This window comes from Microbacterium sp. Yaish 1, from assembly GCF_002245215.1.
Lineage (GTDB): Bacteria > Actinomycetota > Actinomycetes > Actinomycetales > Microbacteriaceae > Microbacterium.
Genome location: NZ_NPMR01000002.1, coordinates 877,393 through 900,421 on the forward strand (window position 1 = coordinate 877,393; position 23,029 = coordinate 900,421).

Annotated in this window: 21 protein-coding genes and 1 pseudogene; 6 read left to right on the plus strand and 16 right to left on the minus strand. The window is 66.5% G+C overall.

The genetic code is table 11. The features are described 5' to 3' along the window. The first annotated feature begins 222 nt into the window (after positions 1 to 222). Positions 223 to 2,817, plus strand: a complete 2,595-nt coding sequence (locus CI089_RS13270; RefSeq protein WP_094261955.1) for a phosphotransferase — start codon at positions 223 to 225, stop codon at positions 2,815 to 2,817. Positions 2,818 to 2,881: 64 nt separating this feature from the next. Next, positions 2,882 to 3,817 (plus strand): AvrD family protein, encoded by a 936-nt coding sequence (locus CI089_RS13275; RefSeq protein WP_094261956.1) that lies wholly within the window; start codon positions 2,882 to 2,884, stop codon positions 3,815 to 3,817. On the opposite strand, the gene CI089_RS13280 is transcribed toward CI089_RS13275, so the two are convergent. From CI089_RS13280 to CI089_RS13290, 3 genes are all read right to left on the minus strand, one after another. Beyond that, positions 3,814 to 4,506, minus strand: coding sequence for a ScbR family autoregulator-binding transcription factor (locus CI089_RS13280; protein ID WP_094261957.1), 693 nt, complete (start codon positions 4,504 to 4,506; stop codon positions 3,814 to 3,816). The genes CI089_RS13275 and CI089_RS13280 overlap by 4 nt on opposite strands. Before the next feature lie 46 nt (positions 4,507 to 4,552). Beyond that, positions 4,553 to 5,479 (minus strand): NAD-dependent epimerase/dehydratase family protein, encoded by a 927-nt coding sequence (locus CI089_RS13285; protein ID WP_094261958.1) that lies wholly within the window; start codon positions 5,477 to 5,479, stop codon positions 4,553 to 4,555. A gap of 153 nt (positions 5,480 to 5,632) precedes the next feature. Beyond that, complete coding sequence (locus CI089_RS13290) at positions 5,633 to 6,313, minus strand: response regulator (protein WP_179223337.1); 681 nt, start codon at positions 6,311 to 6,313, stop codon at positions 5,633 to 5,635. A gap of 252 nt (positions 6,314 to 6,565) precedes the next feature. Here CI089_RS13290 and CI089_RS13295 point away from each other — a divergent pair, with 252 nt between their 5' ends. Then, entirely contained in the window at positions 6,566 to 7,747 is a 1,182-nt protein-coding gene (locus CI089_RS13295; protein ID WP_094261959.1) for a sensor histidine kinase, read from the plus strand. Here the strand turns inward: CI089_RS13295 and CI089_RS13300 are convergent. The 11 genes and pseudogenes from CI089_RS13300 to CI089_RS13340 form a co-directional block, all read right to left on the minus strand. Continuing rightward, positions 7,722 to 9,236 (minus strand): hypothetical protein, encoded by a 1,515-nt coding sequence (locus CI089_RS13300; RefSeq protein WP_143738999.1) that lies wholly within the window; start codon positions 9,234 to 9,236, stop codon positions 7,722 to 7,724. The genes CI089_RS13295 and CI089_RS13300 overlap by 26 nt on opposite strands. Positions 9,237 to 9,294: 58 nt before the next feature. After that, a complete protein-coding gene (locus CI089_RS13305; RefSeq protein ID WP_179223338.1) occupies positions 9,295 to 10,038 on the minus strand; it encodes an ABC transporter ATP-binding protein in 744 nt (247 codons plus the stop codon). After that, positions 10,031 to 10,402, minus strand: coding sequence for a hypothetical protein (locus tag CI089_RS16475; RefSeq protein WP_179223339.1), 372 nt, complete (start codon positions 10,400 to 10,402; stop codon positions 10,031 to 10,033). Before CI089_RS16475 ends, CI089_RS13305 begins: the two co-directional genes overlap by 8 nt. A 53-nt stretch (positions 10,403 to 10,455) precedes the next feature. Continuing rightward, entirely contained in the window at positions 10,456 to 11,667 is a 1,212-nt protein-coding gene (locus tag CI089_RS13310) for a DUF418 domain-containing protein (RefSeq protein ID WP_143739001.1), read from the minus strand. After that, positions 11,657 to 12,226 carry a flavoprotein gene (locus tag CI089_RS13315; RefSeq protein ID WP_094261963.1) on the minus strand — a complete coding sequence of 190 codons (570 nt, stop codon included), beginning with the start codon at positions 12,224 to 12,226 and terminating at the stop codon, positions 11,657 to 11,659. The genes CI089_RS13310 and CI089_RS13315 overlap by 11 nt, the downstream gene beginning before the upstream one ends. After that, on the minus strand, positions 12,216 to 13,046 hold the full coding sequence (locus CI089_RS13320) for a T3SS effector HopA1 family protein (protein WP_094261964.1): 831 nt from the start codon (positions 13,044 to 13,046) through the stop codon (positions 12,216 to 12,218). Before CI089_RS13320 ends, CI089_RS13315 begins: the two co-directional genes overlap by 11 nt. Beyond that, the gene (locus CI089_RS13325) at positions 13,043 to 14,119 is read right to left on the minus strand and encodes an aminoglycoside phosphotransferase family protein (protein WP_094261965.1); all 1,077 of its coding nucleotides are present in this window, start codon (positions 14,117 to 14,119) and stop codon (positions 13,043 to 13,045) included. The genes CI089_RS13320 and CI089_RS13325 overlap by 4 nt, the downstream gene beginning before the upstream one ends. A 73-nt stretch (positions 14,120 to 14,192) precedes the next feature. Continuing rightward, a complete protein-coding gene (locus tag CI089_RS13330) occupies positions 14,193 to 14,522 on the minus strand; it encodes a hypothetical protein (protein ID WP_094261966.1) in 330 nt (109 codons plus the stop codon). A 70-nt stretch (positions 14,523 to 14,592) separates the two neighbouring features. Next, positions 14,593 to 14,973 (minus strand): hypothetical protein, encoded by a 381-nt coding sequence (locus CI089_RS13335; RefSeq protein WP_256978089.1) that lies wholly within the window; start codon positions 14,971 to 14,973, stop codon positions 14,593 to 14,595. Between the two features lie 34 nt (positions 14,974 to 15,007). Continuing rightward, positions 15,008 to 15,157: pseudogene (locus CI089_RS16645) on the minus strand (NAD(P)-binding domain-containing protein); the annotation flags it as partial. Further along, positions 15,154 to 15,840: an SDR family NAD(P)-dependent oxidoreductase gene (locus CI089_RS13340; RefSeq protein WP_094261967.1), complete on the minus strand. Its 687-nt coding sequence runs from the start codon at positions 15,838 to 15,840 to the stop codon at positions 15,154 to 15,156. The pseudogene CI089_RS16645 and the gene CI089_RS13340, both read right to left, overlap by 4 nt. 173 nt (positions 15,841 to 16,013) lie before the next feature. On the opposite strand from CI089_RS13340, the gene CI089_RS13345 reads away from it, so the two are divergent. Next, a complete protein-coding gene (locus CI089_RS13345) occupies positions 16,014 to 16,763 on the plus strand; it encodes a helix-turn-helix domain-containing protein (RefSeq protein ID WP_256978083.1) in 750 nt (249 codons plus the stop codon). Here the strand turns inward: CI089_RS13345 and CI089_RS13350 are convergent. Further along, on the minus strand, positions 16,760 to 17,251 hold the full coding sequence (locus tag CI089_RS13350; RefSeq protein WP_094261969.1) for a VOC family protein: 492 nt from the start codon (positions 17,249 to 17,251) through the stop codon (positions 16,760 to 16,762). The genes CI089_RS13345 and CI089_RS13350 overlap by 4 nt on opposite strands. 74 nt (positions 17,252 to 17,325) lie before the next feature. Here CI089_RS13350 and CI089_RS13355 point away from each other — a divergent pair, with 74 nt between their 5' ends. After that, a complete protein-coding gene (locus CI089_RS13355; RefSeq protein WP_094261970.1) occupies positions 17,326 to 18,126 on the plus strand; it encodes an AraC family transcriptional regulator in 801 nt (266 codons plus the stop codon). Between the two features lie 224 nt (positions 18,127 to 18,350). Then, on the plus strand, positions 18,351 to 19,217 hold the full coding sequence (locus CI089_RS13360) for a serine hydrolase domain-containing protein (protein WP_094261971.1): 867 nt from the start codon (positions 18,351 to 18,353) through the stop codon (positions 19,215 to 19,217). 319 nt (positions 19,218 to 19,536) lie between these two features. On the opposite strand, the gene CI089_RS16290 is transcribed toward CI089_RS13360, so the two are convergent. Continuing rightward, complete coding sequence (locus tag CI089_RS16290) at positions 19,537 to 23,022, minus strand: hypothetical protein (RefSeq protein ID WP_143739003.1); 3,486 nt, start codon at positions 23,020 to 23,022, stop codon at positions 19,537 to 19,539. Positions 23,023 to 23,029 lie beyond the last annotated feature (7 nt).

The window sequence follows — 23,029 nt, forward strand, 5'->3', positions numbered from 1 at the left end:
TATCCAAACGTGGGGGCCATCGATTCCGAACCGTGGAATCTCGCTTCTTCCGCCGCATCCGCGCGACAACCGGGAGGCGTCTGGCCACCTGCACCACCGCCGGATTTCCGGCTGTACAAGGGAGGTGGAATTCATGTTCTCGGAAACGATCCCCGCGCGTGACTCGCGGCCGGAGGCAGCGGAGATGTCCGCCCGCCTCGACAGCGAACCGGGGCGCCGGCCATGACCCGCCTCGACGATCTCGCGGACTCGGTGATGACCGCCTCCCTCGCGCTCTGGCGCCCCGAAGCGCGGGACGTCCCGATCGACAGCCGCTTCTGCGGTCCGCTCGGTCAGGACCCGCAGGACCCACCATCGGAATGGGGCATGTGGAACGTCATCCGTGGGCGCCGCCCACTGCCGGCGCAGGGGTTCAAGATTCATGTCGCGCCGCGCTTCGACGAGTTCGAAGAGGTGCTCGCGATCACCAAGCGGGTCGCGCGCGAATTCGGAATCACGATGAAGCACGTCTCGCGGCGCGAGTTCCTCTGGGCGCTCTACTCGCAGAATGCGCCGCGAACGACCGCCGGCAAGGTGATCGTGCTCTATCCGCGCCCCGACGACCTCGCCCCGTGCCTCGCGTCGCTCCGCCAGGCCCTCGGCCCCCGTTCGGGCCCGCCGGTCGCCGGCGACCATTCCCTGGGTGACTCCATCATCCACAGCGGATGGGGCGCCTTCGAGTTCTCGGAGTCGACTCCGTTCGACGAACAGGGCCGCGCGGTGATCGCCGGTCCCGACGGAACACCGCGAGTGGACGCCCGCGTCGTCGTTCCGGTGGCATCCGACAGGGAACACCTCTGCGAAGCGTCCGGACTCCGCTTCGGCGTGAACCCGCACGCGCTCCCCGACCGATACCGCGTTCGCACCGCCGTCACTGTGCACGCGGGCGGCGGAACCTACCTCGCCGACGATCTCGCCACGGGCGGCCGCGTCGTGATCAAGCGGGGGATCCGATTCATCGGGCTCGACGAGCGCGGAACGGATGCCGCGCAGCGAATCTGCGACGAGACGGACACCCTCCGTCTTCTGGCTGATGACTCCGGGCTCGAATCGCGCGTGCCGCGACTCGTCGACAGCTTCGAGATCGGCATGAGCAGGTTTCTGGTCGAGACGTTCATCGACGGGGTCACGCTTCATGACTGGGTGGTCTCGAACAGCCCGGTGTACGCCGGCCTCGATCGGGGAACAGACGAGTACCGCGTGCTGGCCGAGGCCTACGCCCGCCGCGTCGCGACGATGGGAGACCAGCTCCGCGAGCTCGTCGCCGATCTCTCGGCATCGGGTGTTGCTCACAACGACCTCGAGCCGTCGAACGTCCTCGTCACCGGCGACGGAGTGGCCCTCGTCGATTTCGAGACGGCGAGCCGCAGCCGCGGGCCCGGAGCACCGGCGGCGCACGGGGCGCCGTGGGTCTACAGCGCTCTTGCGGAATCGGCCGGCGACGGCGATCTCCAGGCCGTCGACACGCTGATGACATACGCCTACTGGCCTCCCGTCGTATCGGCGCACCTGGACCCCGGGTGGCGATCGCGATGGGCGTCGGGCGCGCAGCGCTACTTCGCCGGCAGGACGCCGACGACTCGGTCGGCCGCGGGGACGCATCCCGCCCCGACAACCGAGCCGCCGACGGCGACGGAGATCTACCGGGCGTACGCGAACGCCTGCCGCCACTATCTCGACACGGGGATCGGCCTGCCGCGTCCGCTGCGGTCTCCCCGGGGGAATCTCGACAATCGTTCCGTCGCGAGCTTCGGCGACGGCCTCCTGAGCCTGCTCCTTCTGCCGAGCGACGACAGCGTGATTCGTGCGGCGCAGCAACAGCTGCTCGCCGTCGTGCAGGACGGACCGTCACGGCCCCTGCGGGTCTCGGATCTCGGGTTGATCGGCGGCGTCGGACTGCTCCCGGCGGTGCTGGAGCGGAACGGGAACCACGACGCGGCGTCGCTGTGGTTCGACGCCTACCTGGAGCTTCTGGAGACCGCCGAGCTCGACGCGATCAGCTCGCGGCTGGACACCGGCCTGTCCGGCATCCTGACTTCGCTCCTCGTCGCCGCAGATGGTCGGCCGACGGGCCATACGGCCGCTGTGACCGATCGACTCGGACGGGAGCTGGAGGCTCGGGCCCGACACCTGCTCCGCACCGACCTCGGTCGCACGGAGGAATCGGAACGACGGGGCCTGATGGGCGGAGCCTCGGGAATGGCCCTGGCCCTGTCGCTCTGGTCGCGGGCGAGGGGAAGCGAAACGAGCGTCCCCTACAACCTCATCGACGCGGAGCGCAGACTCTATCAGGTCGTGAATCGCGTGTTGTACTTCGTCGACGGGCAGAACACGTTCCGGCCTCACCTGGATCGCGGCAACGCCGGGCTTCTCGTAGCGGCCTCGACGATACTCCCCGCGAGCGAGTTGGCTGCCCAGCGTTGGCAACGCATCGCTGCCGGGCTCCGAACGTCACTGGGGGTCGCGCCCGGACTCATGTGCGGCTCCGCCGGGCTCCTCTTCGCAGCGAGCCTCGTCAACGAACGCCTCGGCTCGTTGCCGGGCAGGATCGACTCCGATGGCCTGCTCGCCGACCTCCAGTCGATGCTCGTTCCGACCGAGCACGGCCCGCTGGCACCGGGTGGGCTCGGACGACGCGTGACCCTCGACGGCGCCACCGGCGCAGGCGGCGTAGCCGTCGCGGTCGCCGCGCATCGAGGAGACCTCGAACTCGGCGGCCTGATCGGCACCCGAGCCCACCGCGGTGAGTACGTGGACGTGCCGGTGTTCACCCGTTGAGCCCTCCCTCCATCGAATTCACGGCGACCTGGCGTCACGCGCGGGGCTTAAATAAGCTGACCGCATGACTTACTCGAACCGGGCTCACGCGTCCGCGAAGGCAATCGGAGCGAGTTTGGACGATCTTCTCGGCCCGGCATCCGAGCGCTATCTCGCGACTCGGTTCCGAGACGTCGCAAGGACTTTCGTCGGCTCCGCGACGCCCTCCAGCGAGCGCCGCATTACGCTCGATGGCCGCGCGGCCCTCAGATATCCCGACGCGTGGACGGTCAAGAGGAGTTCACGACCCGCCCCGCATTTCAGCTCGATCGACGCCGTCGTCCTGGTCGAAACGGTGTGCGCGCATTTCGCAGAGCGCGACGAAGACTCGTCGGCCTCTCCCCCGCGTCTGCGCAGTATCAGTCTCCGCGCCGGAACCTCCGCGGACGTCGAGCTCGAGGGGATACCGGTCGCCGGCACGCTCGACGCACCGCCATCGCGCACGGGCATGGACGCACGTCTCACCCTGGGCGCGATGCGGGCGGTCGCACAACTGGATCATCCGCCCGCATTCCCTCACGAGACCCCAGCAGAGGGGGCTCCGCTCCCGCTCGAACTGGCCGCCGATGGCGCGGGCGAGCACGTGTGGCGTTCCCACCTGATCCGCATGGACATCGGGCGCTCGATCGAGTTCCGGCACGAGATCGTGTCGACGGGCGACCCTGCGGCGCGACGGGCAGTCACCGTGCTCGACCTCCTCCGCCTGTCAGCACAGCAAGCGCAGGCGCTGATCTACTTCAGCGACGGATTGGACCGGGCGTCTGCCAACTCCATCTGGATGCGGAGCGCCTCCTTCGACGTCGGTGAGCGGGAACCGCTGGACGCTCCCCTGCTCCTCGAGGTCAGCATTACGCGGACGCAACGGATCGACCGGGCGTCCGTGCGGTGGAACGTCTTCGACGTCGTCGCGCAGGGCACCGGCGACCTGCGGGCCTCAGCGTCGCTCGCCTACGCGCGTTAGACGGAATCGATCCGAAAGGCCGCCTCGACTGCTCGGGTGGCGGCGACGCGATCGGCGGGGGGCACCATCGCGTCGACCGCGAAGATCCACATGTCTCGGAGGCCGGTGAGCAGGTCGTCACCAGAGCTCAGCGCCTGCGACATGAGTTGCACACCGGTGAAGAAGCCGATGAGCGTCTTCGCGAGGGCTTCCGGCGACAGTCCGCTCGCCAGTTCGCCCCGCTCGAGCGCGGGCCCGATCATCGCGGCCGTGGTCTCCACCCAGCTGAGGTAGAACTCGCCCGCGGGCGCGCCGAGGGCCCCCTCCTCGAGCGCCAACCGGATGCCGGCGCGAACGACCGAGTCGGCACGCAGCTGGTCGGCCATGGCCCGCGACACCGAGACCAACCGCACGAAGACGCCGGGCGAGGTGTCGAACGCATCTGTCAGGAGCGGCAGCGACCGGGCGTTCTGCTCGTTGATGACCGCGAGCGCGATCTGCTCCTTCGACTTGAAGTGGAAGTACATGGAGCCCTGCGAGACTCCCGATTCCTCGACGATCATCGAGAGGCTGGCCTTGCCGTACCCCTCGCGGTCGAACACGCTCGCGGCACCCTCGACCACCGCGCGCTGGGTCTCCTGTGACCGGCTCTGCTGCGGTGTCCGCCGGACCGCCGTCGAAACCTGGCGGTTTGCTTCATCCTTGCGCACGAGAGCCCATTATCCCCTGGCCGGTGCGCGGCCGGTGCTCACGCGTTCAGCGCGCCGACCGCCCGTGCTGGACGTACCACGACAAAGCGGCAGCCGTGAGGTGAACGTTGCGGCTTCCCGCATCGGGCACGAGATCGCGGAGGCGCTCGGACGAGAGGAAGTAGTCGTGGGCGAACTGTGCGACCTTGCGTGCCGGGATGCCGCGCGACTCGAGCGCCGCACCGGCATCGGCGGCACTGAGCGACCGGGACGGAAGCCTCCCCCACTCGGCGAGGATCGGCGAGAGGAGGTCTCTCACGGCGACGGGCCGATCCGGCACGACATGCACCACCGCACCCGCTCCACCATCCAGGCGATGCCGCACGGCAGCGACCGCTGCCCGGGCGACCAGGTCGGCGGATGCCACGGACAAGCGGGCGGCACCGTCTTCGATCCATGCTCCTAGTGCGGCGTGGGCGGAGAGCAGCCGCAGAAGAAAATGCCCGTCCCCCACGCCGGTGATGAACAGGGGGCGCAGCACGGACGCGCCGGCAGCGGACGCGATCGCGTCACCTCGCGCTCGCGTCACGCTGAGTTCGGACTCGGGGCGAACCGGATACCGCCCCTCGCTGCCGCCTGAGAACGCGAGCGCCCCGTAGATTCCCGCCGTACTGACGTGCACGAGGGGGATGCCGAGCGACGTCGTCGCCTCGACGGTATGCCTCACACCGTCGACATTCACGCGGCGCTGCTCCCGTTCATCATCCCCGACGTGACTCGCCGCATTGATCACGGCGATCGACCCCGAGATCGCTTCGCGGAGAGATTCCGCCCCATTAGCGATATCGACGACGCGACTCCTCTGATCGGATCGCAATTCGGCGTTCCGGCCTCGACTGAGGATGAGCGGGTCGAATCCCGCATGAGCGAGCTCTTCTGCCACATGACGGCCGACGAATCCCGTCCCACCGATCACAGCTACCGAATTCGCCATAGCTTCCCCACCATGACCGAACGACCCCCAAGACACACAAGCAGCTGCCCGCGCGTTTGCGCGATCGGGCGAGCACGGATTGAAGCTCGGGTCGAACACGCGACGCCGAGGATCGGCCGACTCACCGAGCGAGACCCGCGTGTCGGATACATGTCAGCCGGGCCGCCGCAGATCGAGGGAATCGGCGTCGATGACCTGCTTCGTCACCGCGTAGATGAGTACCTGCACGCGATCGCGCACGCCCCACTTGGTCATGATCCGACCGAGGTGCGCCTTGACCGTGGGCTCGGCGAGATGGAGCTCGCGCGCGATCTCGGCGTTCGAGCGCCCCTGCGCAAGAGCCTTCACGATCGACAGCTCGCGAGGCGTGAGCGGTGACGGTACCAGCGCTCCGCTGACGGCGCCCGGAGATTCCCCGACAGAACGGACGAGGTCGCGCGTCACCCGCGCGGATATGACGGATCGACCGGCGTGAACCTCGCGAATCGCCTCGACGATGTCGTCCGGGTCCGTGTCCTTCACCAGGTAACCCGAGGCCCCTGCTCGGAGTGCGGGCACGACGTGCCGCTCAGTCGAGAACGTCGTGACGGCGAGCACCCGCACCTCGGGGAATGCCGTCGTGATCCTGCGCGTCGCTTCGACCCCCGAGACCGTGGGCATCTGCAGATCCATGAGCACGACGTCGGGCCGGAGCTCGCCCGTCGCCGCTACCGCACTCTCCCCATCGATCGCCTCCCCGACGACGCACATGTCCTCGCTGGTCTCGACGAAAACGCGGAGAGCATGACGGACGAGCGCTTCGTCGTCGGCGATCAGCACCCGCGTGTCCCCCACGACGCAATTCTACGAAGAATCTCCACGATCGGGTTAATACCTAAGTATGCAGATTCCGATACTTCGGAATGCAGCGCACCGGCACGCGCGTCGGCGATCCTCCACCGAGGCCCTTCGTTAGGAGAATCAATGTTCGCGAAACTCGTCATGCTCACCGCGGAGATGCGACCGGCCGGACCGATCATGCGTGAGCTGTGCCGCCTGCTCGGAATCTGCAAGTGAGGCGAGCGCCCCTCCGGGCATGATGGGAGGGTGACGGAGCGTCAGAGGAGATCGCGGCACAAGCACGCACCGGCCCGAGCGGGCGCGGACACGCGCGGGTTCAGCGCGCTGCCACGCTGGGGGCGCATCATCTTGCTCCTCGTCCTGGCCATGATGCTCATCGTCGATATCGGCCTCGTCATCGCCGACCCCGACGTCGCCTGGCGGGGCATGATGTTCGGGTTGCCAGCGATGCTCGCCACGGCGCTGTTCATCTGGTGGCCGGCAGCAGCAGCGACGGGTCTCCTGCTCGTCACGCTCGTCCAGCTCACCACGGGGCAGGACGGCAGCGATGTTCTCTACCTGGCCGGTGGCGCCGGCCTCGTGGTCTACACAAGCCCGCTGTGGTTCCTGACGATCTACATCGTCGCGACGCTGAGCCTGACGATTCTGGCGAGCACCGTCCTCGGAATCTTCGCGAACACCGCGCTGCCGGCACTGGCGCTCGTGATCGCGATCTCATCCGCCATCGGCTGGGCGCTCCGGGCGGCTCACGGGCGCGAGCTGCACCTGGCGAGCGACGTCGCCGCTCTGGCGCAGGCACGCTCCGCGGCGATCGAGGCCGAACGAGAGCGCATCGCGGACGAGTTGCACGACATCATCGCGCACGACATCACGCTCGTCTCGATGCACGCGAGGGTGCTCGAACGGGTGCACGACGAAGCCCTGCGTGACCAATCCGTTCGTGCGATCCGCGCCGGCGCCGACCAGGCGCTCGCAGACATCCGCAGGATGCTGAGGATCGTGCGCGACGATGACGGCTCTTCGGCACCACCCGGCGACGAACAGCCGACGAGCATCGGCTCCGCACTCGACGAAGCGCGCGGCGCGCTCGCTCAGCTCGGCGCGACGATCGACGTGCGCTCCACCGAAGCCTCGGTGTCATCGACGATCGAGCAGACCCTCGTCCACCTGATCCGTGAGGGCACCACGAACATCGCCAAGCACGCCCCCGAGAACACCTCCGTGACGATCACTCTTGAGGTGGTCGACGACGACGTCCGACTCGAGATGACCAACACCATGGACGCCAGACCGATCGCGAACGGCATCCCATCGTCCGGTTACGGACTCGACCGTCTGCGCGAGCGCGTCGCGGTGTCCGGTGGTGACTTCAGGTCGGGTCCCACTGACAGCGGATGGATGCTCATCGCGCGTCTACCCGCCCGGTGACCGTCGACGTCGGTGCACCGCCCGGGCGCGCGCCGGGCAGCGCCGAACGGAACACCGCGAAAGCCAGCCCGAAGTAGAGGACCGCGGCCACCATCACTGTGCCGGCGATCGTCACCCATGAGCGGAGAGCGACGTGATCGTCGCCGTAGCCGATCACACTCGACACTGCGATCAAAAGCGGGGCAGCGCTGAGCACGAGCCCCGCGACCGCACGTCCGATCGGCGCTTCCGAGAACGCTCGTGCACCCACACCGGCGAGCGAGGAACACACGAAGAAGAGGCCCAGAGGAACCAGATACGCGATGCCCCACCCCACGTGGCTGAACTGGGCCGAGACGCCCAGGACCACCGCGGGCGCTGCCACGACCAGGTCGAAGCCCGCGTTCAGCAGCACGCCGGCGAGACCGGTCCTGACCACCGGGACATCGGCCAGGAGCACATGCTGGTGATCCAGATCTGCCGCGGCCAGCTGCGAGGCCGCCGACAGAGACGGGAGGAGCACCGCGATGACCACTCCGACCGCCACCGGCACGACCCCACCGGAGAGCAGACACACCGAAACCACCGCGACGAGCGCGACCGCGGTGGCCGGGTACTGCCAACGGCGGCGACGCACCTGTGCGAGATGACTCACCAGGACCGCGGAGATCGGGCGCGACGGCCACCGATCCCACGATCTCATCCCCACGGCGTAGCCCCTCCCCTGCAGAGCAGAAGACGGCCCGCCGGAGAGGGCCTTCGACAGCTGATTGGCGAGGATGCTCTCCTGCACCGCCGGTTCGACGAACGCCCGCGGCTGCGCGGCGAGTATCGACACGGCGATCACCGCGAGAACCATGCACCAGACGCTCACCGTGAGATCCGCTGACTCCGGAGACACGACCGCGGCGATCGGCTGAGCCACCACTGACAGCCCCCATTCGAAGGGGCTTCCGGGCGGCACGAGACCCGCATAGGCCGCCGCGTTCAGGGCTACCCATGCGACCGCCCACACGCTCGCAACGCCGACGAGCGCGGTACGCCCGCGTTTCGAGATCCGCTGCCCCAGAGCATGGGCACACAACGAGACGGATCGGATGAGAAGGAGGATGCTCGACAGCGCGACGCCCGAGACGAGCCCCAGCTGCGGCGGCTCACCGCGGAGCACGAGGGCGACCGCGCTGGCCGCCGACGCCCCGATGAATCCCATCGCCGCGGATCCGAAAGCGTGGGTCAACAGCATCAAGACCGGACCGTCGCGACTCGTGAGAACCCACGACACGTCGCCGGGGCGCAACCGCAGCGGCGATCCGCGCTGCGCCGTCAGCACGACGAGCGCCAAGATCAACCCGAGGACGAGACCCCCCACTCGCACCCCCGGGGTCTGGTCTCCGCCGGACACGTCGTCACCCTGGGTGACGAGGACCCACAGGTAGCCCACGGCCCCGAGCGCCGACAGGACCAGGGCGAGCGGGTTGATGAAGAGCACGCGCAGGTCGCGTATCCGCATCCGCGCATAGGCGATGACGAGTGCGACCGCAGCAGTCCTCGCGTGACGTGGACGGGCGCTAGGCGGGGCCACAGCTCATCGTCCCAACAACGCGGAGGTAGGCGTCTTCGAGAGACTCGCCGGAGTCGCCAGCCGGGCGCACGCTCATGTCGTGGACGAGGCGGCCGCCGTAGAGCATGAGCGCCCGATCGGCGATCTTCTCGAGGTCGCCGAGCCCGTGCATGGAGATGAGAACGGTGCGTCCCTGCTCGGACAGTCGGCGTACTTCGTCGCGCAGTTCACGGGACGCCACGGGGTCCAACCCGTTGAACGGCTCGTCGAGGAGCAGGACGCGCGATCCTTTCGTCAGCGCGAGGATGAGCGCGAGCTTCCGCCGCATGCCCTGCGAAAGTTCGTGAGGGAGCGCGTCGCGCTTGTCAGCGAGGTCGTATCTCTCGAGCAGCGCGGAACGCGCCTGGGCGGTCGTCGTGACACGGTTGAGTCCTTCGACCAGCCGCACGTGTTCGATCACGCTGAGCCCAGGGTAGAGGTCGGGATCTTCGGGCATCAGACTCAACGCACGCCGAGCCTCGGGACTGCCCGCGGGGTGGCCGTCGACCAGCGCGCTTCCCGAGGTGAGCTCGTACAACCCGGCGAGACTTCTCATGAGCGTCGTCTTTCCTGCGCCGTTCGGCCCCATCAGCCCGACAACCTGACCCGCCGGAACGTCGAAGGTGACGCCGTCGAGGATCCGCGACGCGTCGATCGTCTTCGTGACGTCTTTCAGTGCGAGGGCAGCCCGGGGCCCGGTCTCGTCAGGCATCGTCCGGCCCCAGCCAGCCGGCGAGATCGAGGCCGGAGGCCGACACGAAGTCGGCCAGTTCGACCAGCTCCCCCCGTCGCTGCATCGAGCGGAGAACCGCGCGAACGTCGGGATCGCCGCTCGCGGCCGCTCGTTCGATCTCGCGTTGCAGAGTCGGCTCGCAGGTCGGACGTCGACGCAACCCGAGGCGGTCGGCGAAGCCGCGGCGTGCATCCTGCGAACCCCATCCCCGCGCGTCGCCGTACGCGCGCACCCGCCTGGCCACCGGATGCTCGGCACCATTGTCGGAGGCGAGTGCGTAGGCGACATGCTCGGCCGTGACGGGCGAGCTCTCCTTCGCTGCGGCCCGTCCCGCGGTGGTCATCGTCGAACGGAAACGCGCTATCGATTCCACGTGTCCTCTCCTCTGCTCGGTGTCTATGCCTGATCGGGTCGCCGCCGCTTCACGACGAACCGGATGAGACTCTCCATCGGCCCCTGCCGTCCGGCACGCTCCAGAGCGATCGACAGGAGTGCGAATACGACCGTCAGCACCACTCCGACGGCGACCGCCCCGCTCGCCGAGACGTGACCGTAGTAGCCGAGGCCGTAGGCCGCGATGGCGCAGACGATACTCGTGAAGATGTAGATCGACAGCGGGTATCGCCCCATCGCCGCAACGGCTCGGACCAGCGGCGACGCCGACAGGCGCTTCTCGCGGATCAGGATCAAGACATAGATGGCCACCGCGAGAACGGGCGGCGCGACGACCTGGCACCATGTCGCGAGCGCGCTGAGCACTCCGGTGTCCTGGGGAAGCAGGGTCTGAACGCCGAGCTGGAAGAGGTAGGCCGCGCCGGCGACCACGACGACCGTCACGAGGACGGAGCGCGCCCCCCGGGTCGCCAGCACCGCCGAGCCCGCGGCCCGCAGGCGCGAGATCCCGATGCCGATGAGAAGGAGACCGACGAGCTGCGGCAGCCCGACGGGAGCGAAGTCCTGCATGTAGACGAGCCAGTCGGTCAGCCGCTGCTGCAGAATCGCTGCCGCGTCGTGCGAGCCGTAGGCACGTGCCGCATCATCCTGCAGGCCGCGATAGGCGTCTGCGACAGAAGACATCGCATCCGCGGAACCGTCGCGGGGGGTTCCGATGCGCGCCAGCAGGTCGGCCACGACGAGCACGAGGGGGAACATCGTGATGCTGGCACCGATCGCGATTTGAGCAACCGGTTGACGGAACCGGAAGTACAACGCGATCACACCGGCGATGAAGTAGGAGAAGAGGATGTCGCCCCACCAGATCAGGAGGCCGTGGAGCAGTCCGAGCATCCCGATGACGGCGAGCCGGATGACCGCGTATCGGAAATCTCGCCGCCCCGCCCCCGCCCGGGCGAGACCGTGACCCATCGCGAGGACGAACATCCCCATCCCCGTCATCGTGGGGACGCTCAGGAACAGCACGACCGCGGCGTCGTCCGCGGGGATGCCGGTGAACGGACTCGCACCCGCGACCTGGTCGTACCGGATCGGGGTGAGGATCAGCGGAACGTTGGTGAGCAGGAGCAGGATGATGCCGACGCCGCGCAACAGATCGGGACCGAGCAGACGCGCGGGCACGACATCCTCTCTGGTCCGGGATTCAGTCGTCACGACTCGCCTCCTCAGCCCGCGCCGCGAGCTGCACGACCAGCTTGTTCAGCCCGTGCCGGCTCACCCCCGGCTGCACTCGGCCGGACAGGTCTCGCGCCGCCCCCGCCTCCTCTGGGGGAAAGACGAACCCGTCGGCCGTCAACTGTGCGAGAACGCGCTGCACGGCAGGCTTGGATCGCATGTCGTCGTTCAGAACGGGGATCAGGCCGATCGGGCCGGCGAAGTTCGTCAGCGTCAGCGTCAGGAGGTTGCCCGTCGACGCGCCCGCCAGGCTGCTCAGTGTGTTGAGGGTGGCGGGAGCGACCAACGCCATGTCGCTTTCATCGGAGAGGGATCGATGTCGCGGAACCCCGCCCGTCGGCTCGTCGATCTCGACGTAGACCGGGCAGTTCATCACCGAGCCGACCAGAGCGGGCGACATGAGACGCGCCGCCGACGGCGTCATCACGACCGCGCAGCTTGCAGCGGCTGCGCGCAGTCGCGCGAGTTCGGGCAGCAGCGAGACGAGAGCCGATGACGCGCACATTCCGACGAGGAGCCGCGGCAGCCTAGCCGGCATACGACACCTCCGGGACCAACCGGTAGGGCTCGGCAGCGTCGATACCCGCAGCCGCGAACTCTCCTCGAACCGCCGCAGCCAACGATTCCCGTGCGCTCAGCCGGCTGCGGAGAGCGCGTGCCACGCAGGCTGCGCGCACCTGTCCGGCGCTGTCACGCGCCGGGCCCTCGATCCACGAGACGCCGGAGCCGTGGATCTTGGCGAACAGGGAGTGCCGCGGCGCCGAGGTGAAGAACCGCGCGAGAGCCCCCTCACCCAGCGCCTCGAGCACCGGCTCGAGGTCGCTTCGCGAAAGATAGATGGTGAAGGCGTCGGGTCGGGGGTACTCCTCTTTCACGCTGAGCGCCTTGACGATGTAGCGCGTGGTGACCTCCCCTACTGCCCGGGCGAGCATGCGGCCCGCCTCCGGTGCGGCATCCCGAGCGACGGGCACATAGACCCGGACACCCTGATCCGGCGGTTCAGACGGCGACAGCAGCCCCGCGAACGCCGGCGACAACCGGTCACGGATGGCTGGCAGCGAAAGGACTCCGTCCGCGACGACGTCGCGTGCGTCGACCCGCACGCGCAAGCCCGCCTTCTCGAAGATCGACGTACCGGCGCCGGGCGATTCGAGAGGCCGCCACCCTTCCTCGTTGCGGGTCACGCGGCCGAAGATCTCCGCAGCCGAGAAAGCGTGTCGCGAAGAACGCGCGTGATCCGAGCTCGGCGCCCGGCGCAGGTGGAGCACCGCGTAGAGCTGGCGAACGAGAGCCGCTTCATCGGTCACCGTGAGGCCGTCGGTGAACCGCTCGACCTCCGACACGATCGCATCGATCATGCGGCGCCGCTCTTCGCACGGATCCAGGCGTAGGAAGCGTCGAGCCCCCAGGGCCGCAAGAGCACGGAGGGGTTCTTGACGAACGCACACCCCATGACGGAGAAGGCGCGCCCGACACGCGTCTCGCCGTGGAGGTGGTGAGCGAGCGCACCCGCCCGGTGAAGCAGATGCACACCGACGAAGGATGCGGTTCGCGACAGGAAATCTTCCGGGTCGGAGAGCTGGCCGCCCAGCGCACGGGCGGTCGCCCGGTATCCCGCGATGGCCGACCGGGCGCGGCCATGCAACCGTCCGGCGACACTCGGAATGAAGTCCGACATCTTCTCGTCGGTTCCGGGAGGCGATTCGATGACGACGTACTCGATCATCGAGCCGAGCAGGGACCCGAGATCGAACAGCGGGTCGCCGACGCGAGACAGTTCGAAGTCGATGAATCTGACGTCGGATGCGGGGTCGACGAGGATGTTGTCGAGACGTGCATCTCCGTGGACGAGCGATGTCTCCCGCGCATCCGTGAGGTCGGCCAGGCGTGCCGTGACGGCGGGGTCGGCGTGAATCGTGCGAATGACCTGCAACTGCCCGGGTGTAGACGTGACCAGGTCGTCGGGATGGAGCGGCTCGTCATCGGGAACCAGATCGGCGAACGGACCGAGCAGCCGTGACGCCCATTCCGGCAGCCGCCGCGTGCCGGCGTGAACGCGGGCGAGCTGAGCACCGAGGGAGGCCCATGCTCCCGGCAACTCCCCCAGCGAGTCCCACGCCGCGCGCGCTGTCGGGTACGGCAGGAACTCCGTGACGAGGATGTCGCTGCGACGGTCATGGGCGATGCATCGCGGCGCGATGTCGGCGATACCCCCTTCACCCAGCAGTTGATACACGAGCCCTTCGGTAAGCAGCGCGCCGTCGCCGGCGGGCGTCCGCTTCTTCCCGCGCTTGAGAAGCAGTTCGCGCCCGTCCCGAGTTCGGGCGCGAACCACTTCGTTCCGCTCGTCGTGCAGAGGCGTGACCGCGGGGTCCGAAATGCCGAGCGATGCCAGGTAGCGCATCCAGTCGAAGTCGGACTGCTCGGTCATGGGTCTCCTCAGACTCGCGCGTTCTCGGGACGTGCGCGCCGCACGGTGTCGGCGCGATCGGCGGGGGGAACCGTCAGCACTTGAGCAGCCACGTCGCGCACTTCAGGACGACCGTGGTGCGGATCACGATGCCGCCCATCTCAGGGGCGATGTACTCGTCTCCGAGCATGTCGCTGATGTGAGCCTCGAAGGCGTCGACGTCCTCGATGAGCGCTCGACCGTGCTCTGCGACGGCGACGTCGGCCGCGCGACGGATGAAGTCGAGGTAGTCGCGCTCCTCCGGCGTGAGCGAGTTGCGGAACTCGTGGAACTTGGACGTGAATTCAGCCAGCCGGCTGCTCTCCGGGTCGCACAGCACCTGGAGCTCGGCGTCGAGATCGACGGTGTCAAGAATGAGTGACATCTTTCCTCCTTGTGAACACACGCAACGAGTTGTTACGTGACGCAAAATTAGCGCCGTCGAATTCACCCGACTAGAGACGTTCGTAGCGGCTTGTTTCCCCCGCCCGGCGCAGATTCTCGAGGAGTTCCCGCTGGCTCTGACCGTCGACGGATGCCGCCCATGCCGGCGTACCGGGTGCACTGCGCCACGATTCCGCGAGCGGACTGTTGTCGACCGTGTCGAACCCGAGATCGTCGTAGAGACGGGTGACGAATGCGACGGCATCCGGAAAGTCGCTGGATACAGAGAGAGCTTTCCGGTCCGTCGCACCGCGAGGCCGGGCGAGCCGCACCAGCGCGGGGAGCGCGTCGCTCGGAACGCGCAGCGGTATCCGCGGATGAAACTGGATGTGGCTGAAGGCTTTGACGATTCTGGAGTCCGGCAGCTGACGGGAATGCGAGGAACGCGACATCCGACTCCGCCGCCGCATCACTCACAGTCTCCGCACGCACCCGTGGCCCCATCTCCCCCACCAATCCGCGAAGAGTGTGCGGGCCGCGAGAGTTGGCCAGGATGACGTCGTACCCGGCAGCGGACGCTGCGCGCGCGAACGTGCTGCCGGCCTGACCGGCCCCGAGGACGCCGATCGTCGTCACCAGCTCAGCACCCCGGCCTCATCCTGCAGCGTCCCGGTCGGCCCCGTCGCGTCAATGGTCGCGAGCTTCACGACGGCGCGCGCGGCTTCGTCGACAGGACGACCGCCCTCGAAGGCGGCGGTCATGTCGGTCGCGGTGTAGCCCGGCTCGATCGCGTTGATGCGCATGTCCGGGTTCGCCTTGGCGTACTGGAGGGTGAGCATCGTCGCCGCTGCCTTGGACGCCGCGTACACCGCGTTCGTGAGGTGGTACTCGGGTCGGTCGGGGTTGGTGACGGCCCAGAACGAGCCGGCGCTGCTCGAGACCGTCACGACGACCGGATTCGTCGAACCGCGAAGCAGCGGCAGCGCCGCCTCGGTGACGCGCACGACTCCGACGGCGTTGGTATCGAACCCGCGCAGTGCCAGCGGACCGCCGACCGGCTCGAACTCCTGGATGCCGGCGTTGTTGACCAGCACGTCCAACCGCCCTTCGGCAGCGGCGATGACCTCGAGCGCGCGGGCGACCGAATCGTCGTCGGTCACGTCGAGCTGCACGAACCGCGCCCCGATTCGTTGCGCCGCGTCCTGCCCCCGTTCGGGGGTACGCGCGCCGACGTAGACGACGTGACCGAGCTCCTGCAACTGCTTGGCGGTCTCGAATCCGATGCCCTTGTTCGCACCGGTGACCAGAACAACACCCACGACGATCTCCTAGAAATATGTCTCGTTGAAGCGATGTTCTCGACGCTATGCACGTCATGGAGGTCCAGCCAGGATCCGCTTCGGACCGGGGTCTGTCAGGACCCCCTCTGCGCGGGGCTCTCCCGAACACCGGTGGTCTCGCGAAGGAACGGGCGAACCCCCTCGGCAGCTACCTGCGGGCGCGCCGGGAGCGCGTCACGCCCGAGCAGGCCGGTATCGCCGCAAGCGGGGCCCGGCGCGTGCCTGGACTCCGGCGCGAAGAGCTCGCCATGCTCGCGGGCATCAGCGCGGACTATTACCTGCGTCTCGAGCGCGGTCGTGACCGTCATCCCTCCGGGCAGGTACTCGATGCTCTGGCTGGTGCACTGCGTCTCGACGCGGACGAAGCCGCGCATCTCCACGTCCTCGCGTCTCAGCCCGTTGCTCGTCGGCGGGGCGCCTCGCGGGACACGGCGGTTCCGCCCAGCGCGACCGACCTTCTGCATTCGCTTCCGCACCCGGCGTTCATCGAGGACAGGTACCTCACCGTCATCGACGCGAACGAACACGCCGTCGCGCTCGATCCCCGGCTCGCACCCGGCCGGAACCAGCTGCGCGACCTGATCCTCGATGCCGACGAACGAGCCATGTACCCGGATGCCGACCTCGCCGCCGCGTGCCTCATCGCGAGCCTGCGGCACAGCATCGGCAACGACCTCGCCGATCCTCGATTCGTCCAGCTGACCGACGAGTTGCACGATGCGAGCGAGACGTTTCGCCGCACGTGGTCACGTCATGATGTTCGGGCTCAGCGCGGGGCGACCCTGCGGCTCATCCACCCCGTCGACGGTGAGCTGCACCTCAACCGCGAGCAGCTCGCCATCAACGCGACCGCGGGGTTGAAGCTGGTCGTGTACAGCCCGGTTCGGATGACCGCGCCCTAGGCGTTCTGTGAGGCCGCCCATGCGGCCACGCGACGAGCGCTCTCCTCTTCTGAGATATCGACGGTGCGCGTCATGATCGACCAGCGAACACCGAAGGGGTCGCGGGCGCTTGCGTAACGGTCGCCCGAAGCGAAGTCCGTCGTCGGTTCCCGCACGACTGCTCCGGCTGCTTCGGCCGATGCGACGACCTCATCGACATCGCGCACGTACAGGCCGAGCGAGTAGCAATCATCGTCTCCTGCGGGTGGGGCGACGAGGTTGTAGTCGGAATGAGGCTCACCGATCTGCAGCTGTCCGTGCCCGAAGTCGAGCACCGCGTGGACCACGATGCCGTTCATCTCGGTGACGTCCACCACACGGGCACCGAGCGCGTCACGGTAGAAGCCGATCGCTTCGCGGGCGTTCGGGATCGCGAGGAACGGGGTGAGGCTGCTCACGCCCTTCGGGGTGCCGTGGTCGGTGTGCTCTCCGTGTGCTGCGTATGCCATGCCTCGAAAACTACGGATAGCGGGGACGCCTGCGCTTGAAGATTCGCGCCACATCGACTCGATAGGGTTCCGAGATGACCTCGAACCCGGCACCGTCGCGTGGCGTGCTGTATCCGGGCGACCTTCCCACCTTTCATCGAGAGCCAGCGACCGGCGACATCGCGACGCTCGTGCGGTGGTTCTGGATCCCCGAATGGGACATCGAGCCCGGACGCACCTCACGTCAGCACGTGATCGGGTTCCCGGCGTGCAACCTCGTCGTCGAGGGCACGACGACAGGGCTGGCAGGGCCGACGACGCGTGCGTCTTACCGAGACTTGTCGGGCAGAGGATGGGCTGTCGGCGCTGTCTTGCGACCTGCCGCAGTACCTGCGGTGGTGGGCGATCCCGCAGAGCTTCGCGACACGTACCGAAGCGTGGAACTCCCGGGTCTCACCGCTGCGGTCAGATCCGCGATGACCGCTGACGCGCCTGCGAAGGATCGCTACGCTGCGGCGACAACCGCCTTCGCCGACTGGCTGCTGGGCCACGTCTCCGACCCCAGCGAGGAGGCTCTCCTCGCGAACCGCCTGGTCGAGAAGGCCGAAACCGATCCACAGCTGACGACCGTCAAGGAACTCGCCGCAGAACTCAGCATCTCCACGCGCACTCTCCAGCGTCTCGCCGTGAAGTATGTCGGCCTCCCGCCGGCAGCCCTGATCCGGCGCCGACGGCTTCAAGAGGCGGCAGAGAAACTCCGCCGAGACCCTCATCTGGACATCACCGCGCTCGCTCACGAATCCGGCTACGCAGATCACGCCCACCTCACCAACGACTTCCGGAGCAGTCTCGGATTCACGCCCAGCAATTACCGGAGAGCGCTTCCAGCCGACTGACCGGAGCCGTGAGCACCGCCGTCGGGTGATCACCGGCGATGCAGCCAGCGCGAGGGCCAGCAGAACCTCCGGCTGCTCCATCAGGGCCTGAGCGAGTGACAGCTTCTGCTTCATCCCGAGCGAATAGTTGGCATCCTCCGCTCAGTGACCAGGCCTACGGCACCCATACCCCGCCAACATTGGCAAGCTGAATCCCACCGCCCGCGACGAATAGGCTAAACAGCATGAGTTGGAGGGTGCGTTACAAGAGTGCGGCCTATCGAGTTCGCCACTCGGAGCGCATTACCGTCGAGAATCTCGGGCCGCTGCATCGCGGGTCTCCGATGCTCGAGTGGGGCTCGGTCACGAAGACGGTCACCGCTCGGATCGCGCAGCAACTGGACCGCGCCGAGATCATTGACCTCTCGGCTCCGGTAAGCGAGTACCTGCCGAAAACCGGTCTGCCCCGCAACGTCGATGTGCGCTCGTTGGTGACCCACACCTCGGGCCTGGCCAGGCTTCCTTCACGGATGATCGAGACGATCGCCGAAGCCCGCGACCCCTACGCGAAGTACACCACGGACTATTTCGATTCCGAGGTATTGCCGGATCTGTCGACCCAACACGGTGGGCACGTCGGCATCTTCGAGTACTCGAACCTTGGCTACGCGGTGCTGACGCGTGTGCTCGAGGTCACGACAGGTCTCGACTGGTGGACGCTCGCGAAGGAGTACGTCTTCGACCCGCTCGACATCACGGACGTGTCGACGTCCCCCGAGCCGGGGCGTGTGCCCGTTCTGCGCACCTGGGCGGGGGGCGTTCGCGAGCAGTGGAGGGATCCTGGACCATTCGTCGGGGCCGGGGGCTTGCATGGAACTTTCGATGCGCTCGAGCGGTACGCCACTTCCATCACGCGGCAGACGCCGGGAGAGAAGCCGCTGGGCTGGATGGAAGATTCATCGTTGTGCTGGCATAACGGCCATAACCGAGACCATGGGTCATTCGTCGGCGTCACGCACGATGGCGCGCGAGTCATCACTGTGCACACCCTGGGATACAGCGCGGGACGTGCCGACCGGATCGCTGCACGGTTGGAGCGGACCACGTCGTGATTCCTACGTCGGCGAGCCTCTCGTCAGTGTCGCGGTCATAAACGGGAGGGTCCCACTTCGGCAGCGGCCGGATCGAGTGGGTCGAGCGACTGGACCAGCGGCGATCGTTCCCTGACATAACGAAGCCCTGATGAGATTTGATCCTCATCAGGGCTTCAGACCGTCGGGATGACAGGATTTGAACCTGCGACCCCTTGACCCCAGGTGGCAGAAGTAGTACTCATAGCCCACCTGACCTGGGGTTTTGTCTTTCAGGAGCGTGCTCTGCGCGTCACGTTTTGCAGGCTTTGCAGACTGTTGGTCACCTGATTGGTCCACTTCACGCCAGGTCTCTCTCATCCTGCGCGATGGCCTCGCCGCCTTCACCAAGCGCAACAAGGAACTGCGAGGTCGTGAGCACCTCGTACGGGCGCGAGACCCAGTAGCCGGCTGGCGTCAGGTGGCGAGTAACGAAGCGTGTTTGAAGCACGTGGGCGCCGTGGTCCGGCAATGGCTCCAGGCCGAGCTTCTTGGCTATGTCTTCAACGTAGGGCTTCAGCTCTATCTCCTTGCGCGCGAGCTGTGTGGCGTAGCAAGGCTTGACCCTGCCTTTGTTCTCCGAGTCGCTGTAGAAGGTTCGCAGCTGGCGCGCAGTCTCTGCGAAGCCGTAAACGGAGGCGGGATCTTTCGCCTCGATCAGCCAGATGTTCGGATCGCCGCTACGCCCGCAAACGAGGTCTACTTCTGTCGTCAGCTCCGGGACGCCCAGACGAGCGTGGTCGCCAGGCTTGACGCGCGCGATGGTCTTGAACCCAACTTCTTGAAGCTGCCGCTCAAGTGTTCGCTCGAACGCCTTGTTCCTCCCCGATCGTCTCTCAGCAAGAGCCTTGGACACCTTGTCAGGCACCTCGCCCGTCCAGGGAAGAACGCCCTGCGTCAGGTGATTGTTGTAAACGCTCAGGGTTGTCAGGAGATACTGCGGAGCGATCAGGATGGTGTCATCTGGACGCCTTACAAGCGGTTGCACGAGTAGACGATGTCTGCGGGTTCGTGTTTGCCACGGCTCCCAACTGCTGGATCGCAGTATGTCTGAGGACACCGTGAGCATTTGAAACGCGTTCCGGAGACGCAACCGCTGTTCTTCATCGAGATCACCGGCTGCTTCAAAGACCCAGCCGAGAGCCTCGTCCTCTGAGGCAAATGCGATGCTTCTGCCGTCGTTGAATGAATCCCATTGAGCGAGCGCCATCAAGACTATGAAGAGATCGGACGTGGACGCGCCGAAGGATTCCAGCATCGCTGGGTCAACGGCGTCCTCAAGTCCTCCTGCGCCTGCCTCGTCGTCATCGAGTACCGGACCGAGGCGGATAGTGGCTGCCGCCGTGTTGAGAGATCCTCCTTCCAGCGCCCATGAATCATCAGTCACGTGCTCTTCGTCTTTGAATGTGAGCTCGTATGCAGAACTGATATCGATGATCGTGGGAGCAACCCGGTGATGCAGCCGCTCGCTCAACGTCGTCATTGTGCGGTACGCATCTGCGGCAGCCAGGAGCGCACTCCAGCTCTGAGCCGTAACAGGCTGTTGCCCATTAGCATCCGGGCCCAGTCTCAATGCGGCTTCGACGATGATCTCGTTGCACTGCCTTAGTTCCAGCGTTTCACTAGCGAGCTCGGCCATGCGCGCCACTGGATCCCACTCCGTGCTCAGATTCTGGGCGACGCGCGTCAGGTTTCCTTGCGCTTCCTGGAGGTGGTCATAGACACGATTGAGTTGCTCCATTCCCGTGGCGACGATCGCATCGGTGTTGTGTGATGTGATTCGATCGTTGAGCTGTTCCAGAGCTGCGGGCGCGAGATGGGTTCGGACTAGCGCATTGGCTTCGACCCCGTGGTACTCGCCGGGTTGTATGCCCGTTGCGTGCAAGCGACGGGCGAAGGACGCAGTTGCCGCTGATTCGTCAGACGGGCTCAGCTGCCAGGGCCTCGGCAGATGGTTGAGTTTGGTTCGCGCGGTCTTCGTCTCGAGTATCAGGAATGGTCGGCAAGTGAGCCATTCGCGTCCGATCTCTTGCGCAACGCTGTCATTGACGCCGCCGTAGGCAAGAAGCTGTTCGAGGGCGTTGGCTGTAAGCGCATTGGCTGCGAAGGGTTTGCCGTCCGCCTCCTGCACGAACTCCTCCAGGTCGAAACTCCAGAGCGCCACCCGCGGAGCACCTTCCGTTCGAGTCCGGGAAGATGAGAACTCGACCACTTCATCGCCTCGTTCAACCGTCCGAAGCCAGAGCCGGTATCCGGGAGTTGCGAGGTCTTCGTGGGCGTGCCGCCACGACTCACCGATTGCGTCGAAGGCGAAGACGAGGCCTCCACAGACGTCAAACAGGAACCGATACTCCTGGTCGTCGGTCCAGTCCGGGTCGGACCTGACGATTGCGATCGGAGGCGTGATGAGAGGCAGAGACCAGCCGATTCGATCGGGGGCACGGTGGGTTCCCCGTCGATAGTCGTATTCGCTCTCAGAGCCAACAAACGATACGGACGCGACATTGCCGGATGAGATTTCGGCCATCTCCGCGTGCCGCAGTGGCGGCAGCCCTGTTCCATGAAGCGCGACTTCTAAGCGCGAGAGAGCTACCGCACGCTCCCACTCGGCTTCTCCTGCGTGTGCCTCGAAGTACATGTGTGTTGGACTGATCCCGCCTTTGAAGAAGGTCTTGTCGTTCGTCCTCCATGGTTCCCAGTAGTTGATCGCTTCCCAGCCGAAGCTGGATGGAAACTCTGGTGAACTCAGGTCACGGGCGAACCGATACAGATCGTCGTCTGCCGTTGCCGTCTCCGCAATCCAGGTGAGGTCTTCCAGCGCGAGCGCTGCTTGGCCAGGCACCTGAGGTGCCATCAGATGGGATGTGCCGGCGACGATGACAAGCGGAACAACGCTTGCGCCGGGGAGCAACTTGATGGTGCCGCCACCAGCGATCTGTGCCGAGATCGGGCCGTCGGACGGGTCACGGTCCCGGACGCGGTCTGCCAGCGTTACGCACGCTGGCGACGACGACCCTGTTCTAGGCAGGTCTTCTGTGAAGAGGATCGATACCGCGATGAAGTTTGGCCCGTCGACCGGAACGAGCCACTGGATTTCGTTCCCTGTCAGTGGAGGCGTCTCATCGGGTGCTTTGGGCGGCGCCTCGATCAAGGTATTCGAGAACCGCCAGAGTGCGCCGCGGATCGCATCGATGCAGGAAGCCCGGAGCGCTCGCCTAGCGTGGTTATCACGTTCAAGGCCATCGACAAGTTCCGCGACCGCGTGAGCAAGCACTTCGGGGACATAGGTCGGTGGCAGCCATCGATAATGCGGGTTAGCTGTTGAGAGGCGATAACGCAGAGTCCGCCCGAAGGGACTCGTCGGACTATCGTGCTCGTACTTTGCCGAGATTGCCGGTGAGGTCATCCATTCAAGCGCAAGCAGATCCGCTTGGCCTAGTTGGAGCGACTCGAGCGGGTCAGCGGAAACGAGCTTGCCGGCGGCGTCCAGCTCGTTGACTGGAAGTTCGATTTCGTCGCCGAGTTCGATGTCCGGAGCTGGTTGCCACTCCGGCAGCAGAGTGTTCAGGCAGTAGTCCACGTACCTGAGCGCTACTCGGACAACATTGGCGATGCCAAACTTGTGCCGCCGCACAAGTCGGTCGTCCACCGCGTCGGCAAGTCGCAGAGCCCGGGAGAGGTCGGCTATCGGCCTCTCGATCAGACCAGGCACATAGCGCAGCAGTTCGTCATCGACTCGGACGGTCGCGACATTGGTGGGGTCGGTCGAGATGTAGTCCTCGTGCATGACACCG

Coding starts and splice junctions, on each gene's coding strand:
- CI089_RS13270 (WP_094261955.1), top strand. CDS start 223: ATGACCCGCCTCGACGATCTCGCGGACTCGGTGATGACCGCCTCCCTC.
- CI089_RS13275 (WP_094261956.1), top strand. CDS start 2,882: ATGACTTACTCGAACCGGGCTCACGCGTCCGCGAAGGCAATCGGAGCG.
- CI089_RS13285 (WP_094261958.1), bottom strand. CDS start 5,479: ATGGCGAATTCGGTAGCTGTGATCGGTGGGACGGGATTCGTCGGCCGT.
- CI089_RS13300 (WP_143738999.1), bottom strand. CDS start 9,236: ATGCGGATACGCGACCTGCGCGTGCTCTTCATCAACCCGCTCGCCCTG.
- CI089_RS13305 (WP_179223338.1), bottom strand. CDS start 10,038: ATGCCTGACGAGACCGGGCCCCGGGCTGCCCTCGCACTGAAAGACGTC.
- CI089_RS16475 (WP_179223339.1), bottom strand. CDS start 10,402: ATGACCACCGCGGGACGGGCCGCAGCGAAGGAGAGCTCGCCCGTCACG.
- CI089_RS13315 (WP_094261963.1), bottom strand. CDS start 12,226: ATGCCGGCTAGGCTGCCGCGGCTCCTCGTCGGAATGTGCGCGTCATCG.
- CI089_RS13320 (WP_094261964.1), bottom strand. CDS start 13,046: ATGATCGATGCGATCGTGTCGGAGGTCGAGCGGTTCACCGACGGCCTC.
- CI089_RS13325 (WP_094261965.1), bottom strand. CDS start 14,119: ATGACCGAGCAGTCCGACTTCGACTGGATGCGCTACCTGGCATCGCTC.
- CI089_RS13330 (WP_094261966.1), bottom strand. CDS start 14,522: ATGTCACTCATTCTTGACACCGTCGATCTCGACGCCGAGCTCCAGGTG.
- CI089_RS13335 (WP_256978089.1), bottom strand. CDS start 14,973: ATGTCGCGTTCCTCGCATTCCCGTCAGCTGCCGGACTCCAGAATCGTC.
- CI089_RS13350 (WP_094261969.1), bottom strand. CDS start 17,251: ATGGCATACGCAGCACACGGAGAGCACACCGACCACGGCACCCCGAAG.
- CI089_RS13355 (WP_094261970.1), top strand. CDS start 17,326: ATGACCTCGAACCCGGCACCGTCGCGTGGCGTGCTGTATCCGGGCGAC.
- CI089_RS13360 (WP_094261971.1), top strand. CDS start 18,351: ATGAGTTGGAGGGTGCGTTACAAGAGTGCGGCCTATCGAGTTCGCCAC.
- CI089_RS16290 (WP_143739003.1), bottom strand. CDS start 23,022: ATGCACGAGGACTACATCTCGACCGACCCCACCAATGTCGCGACCGTC.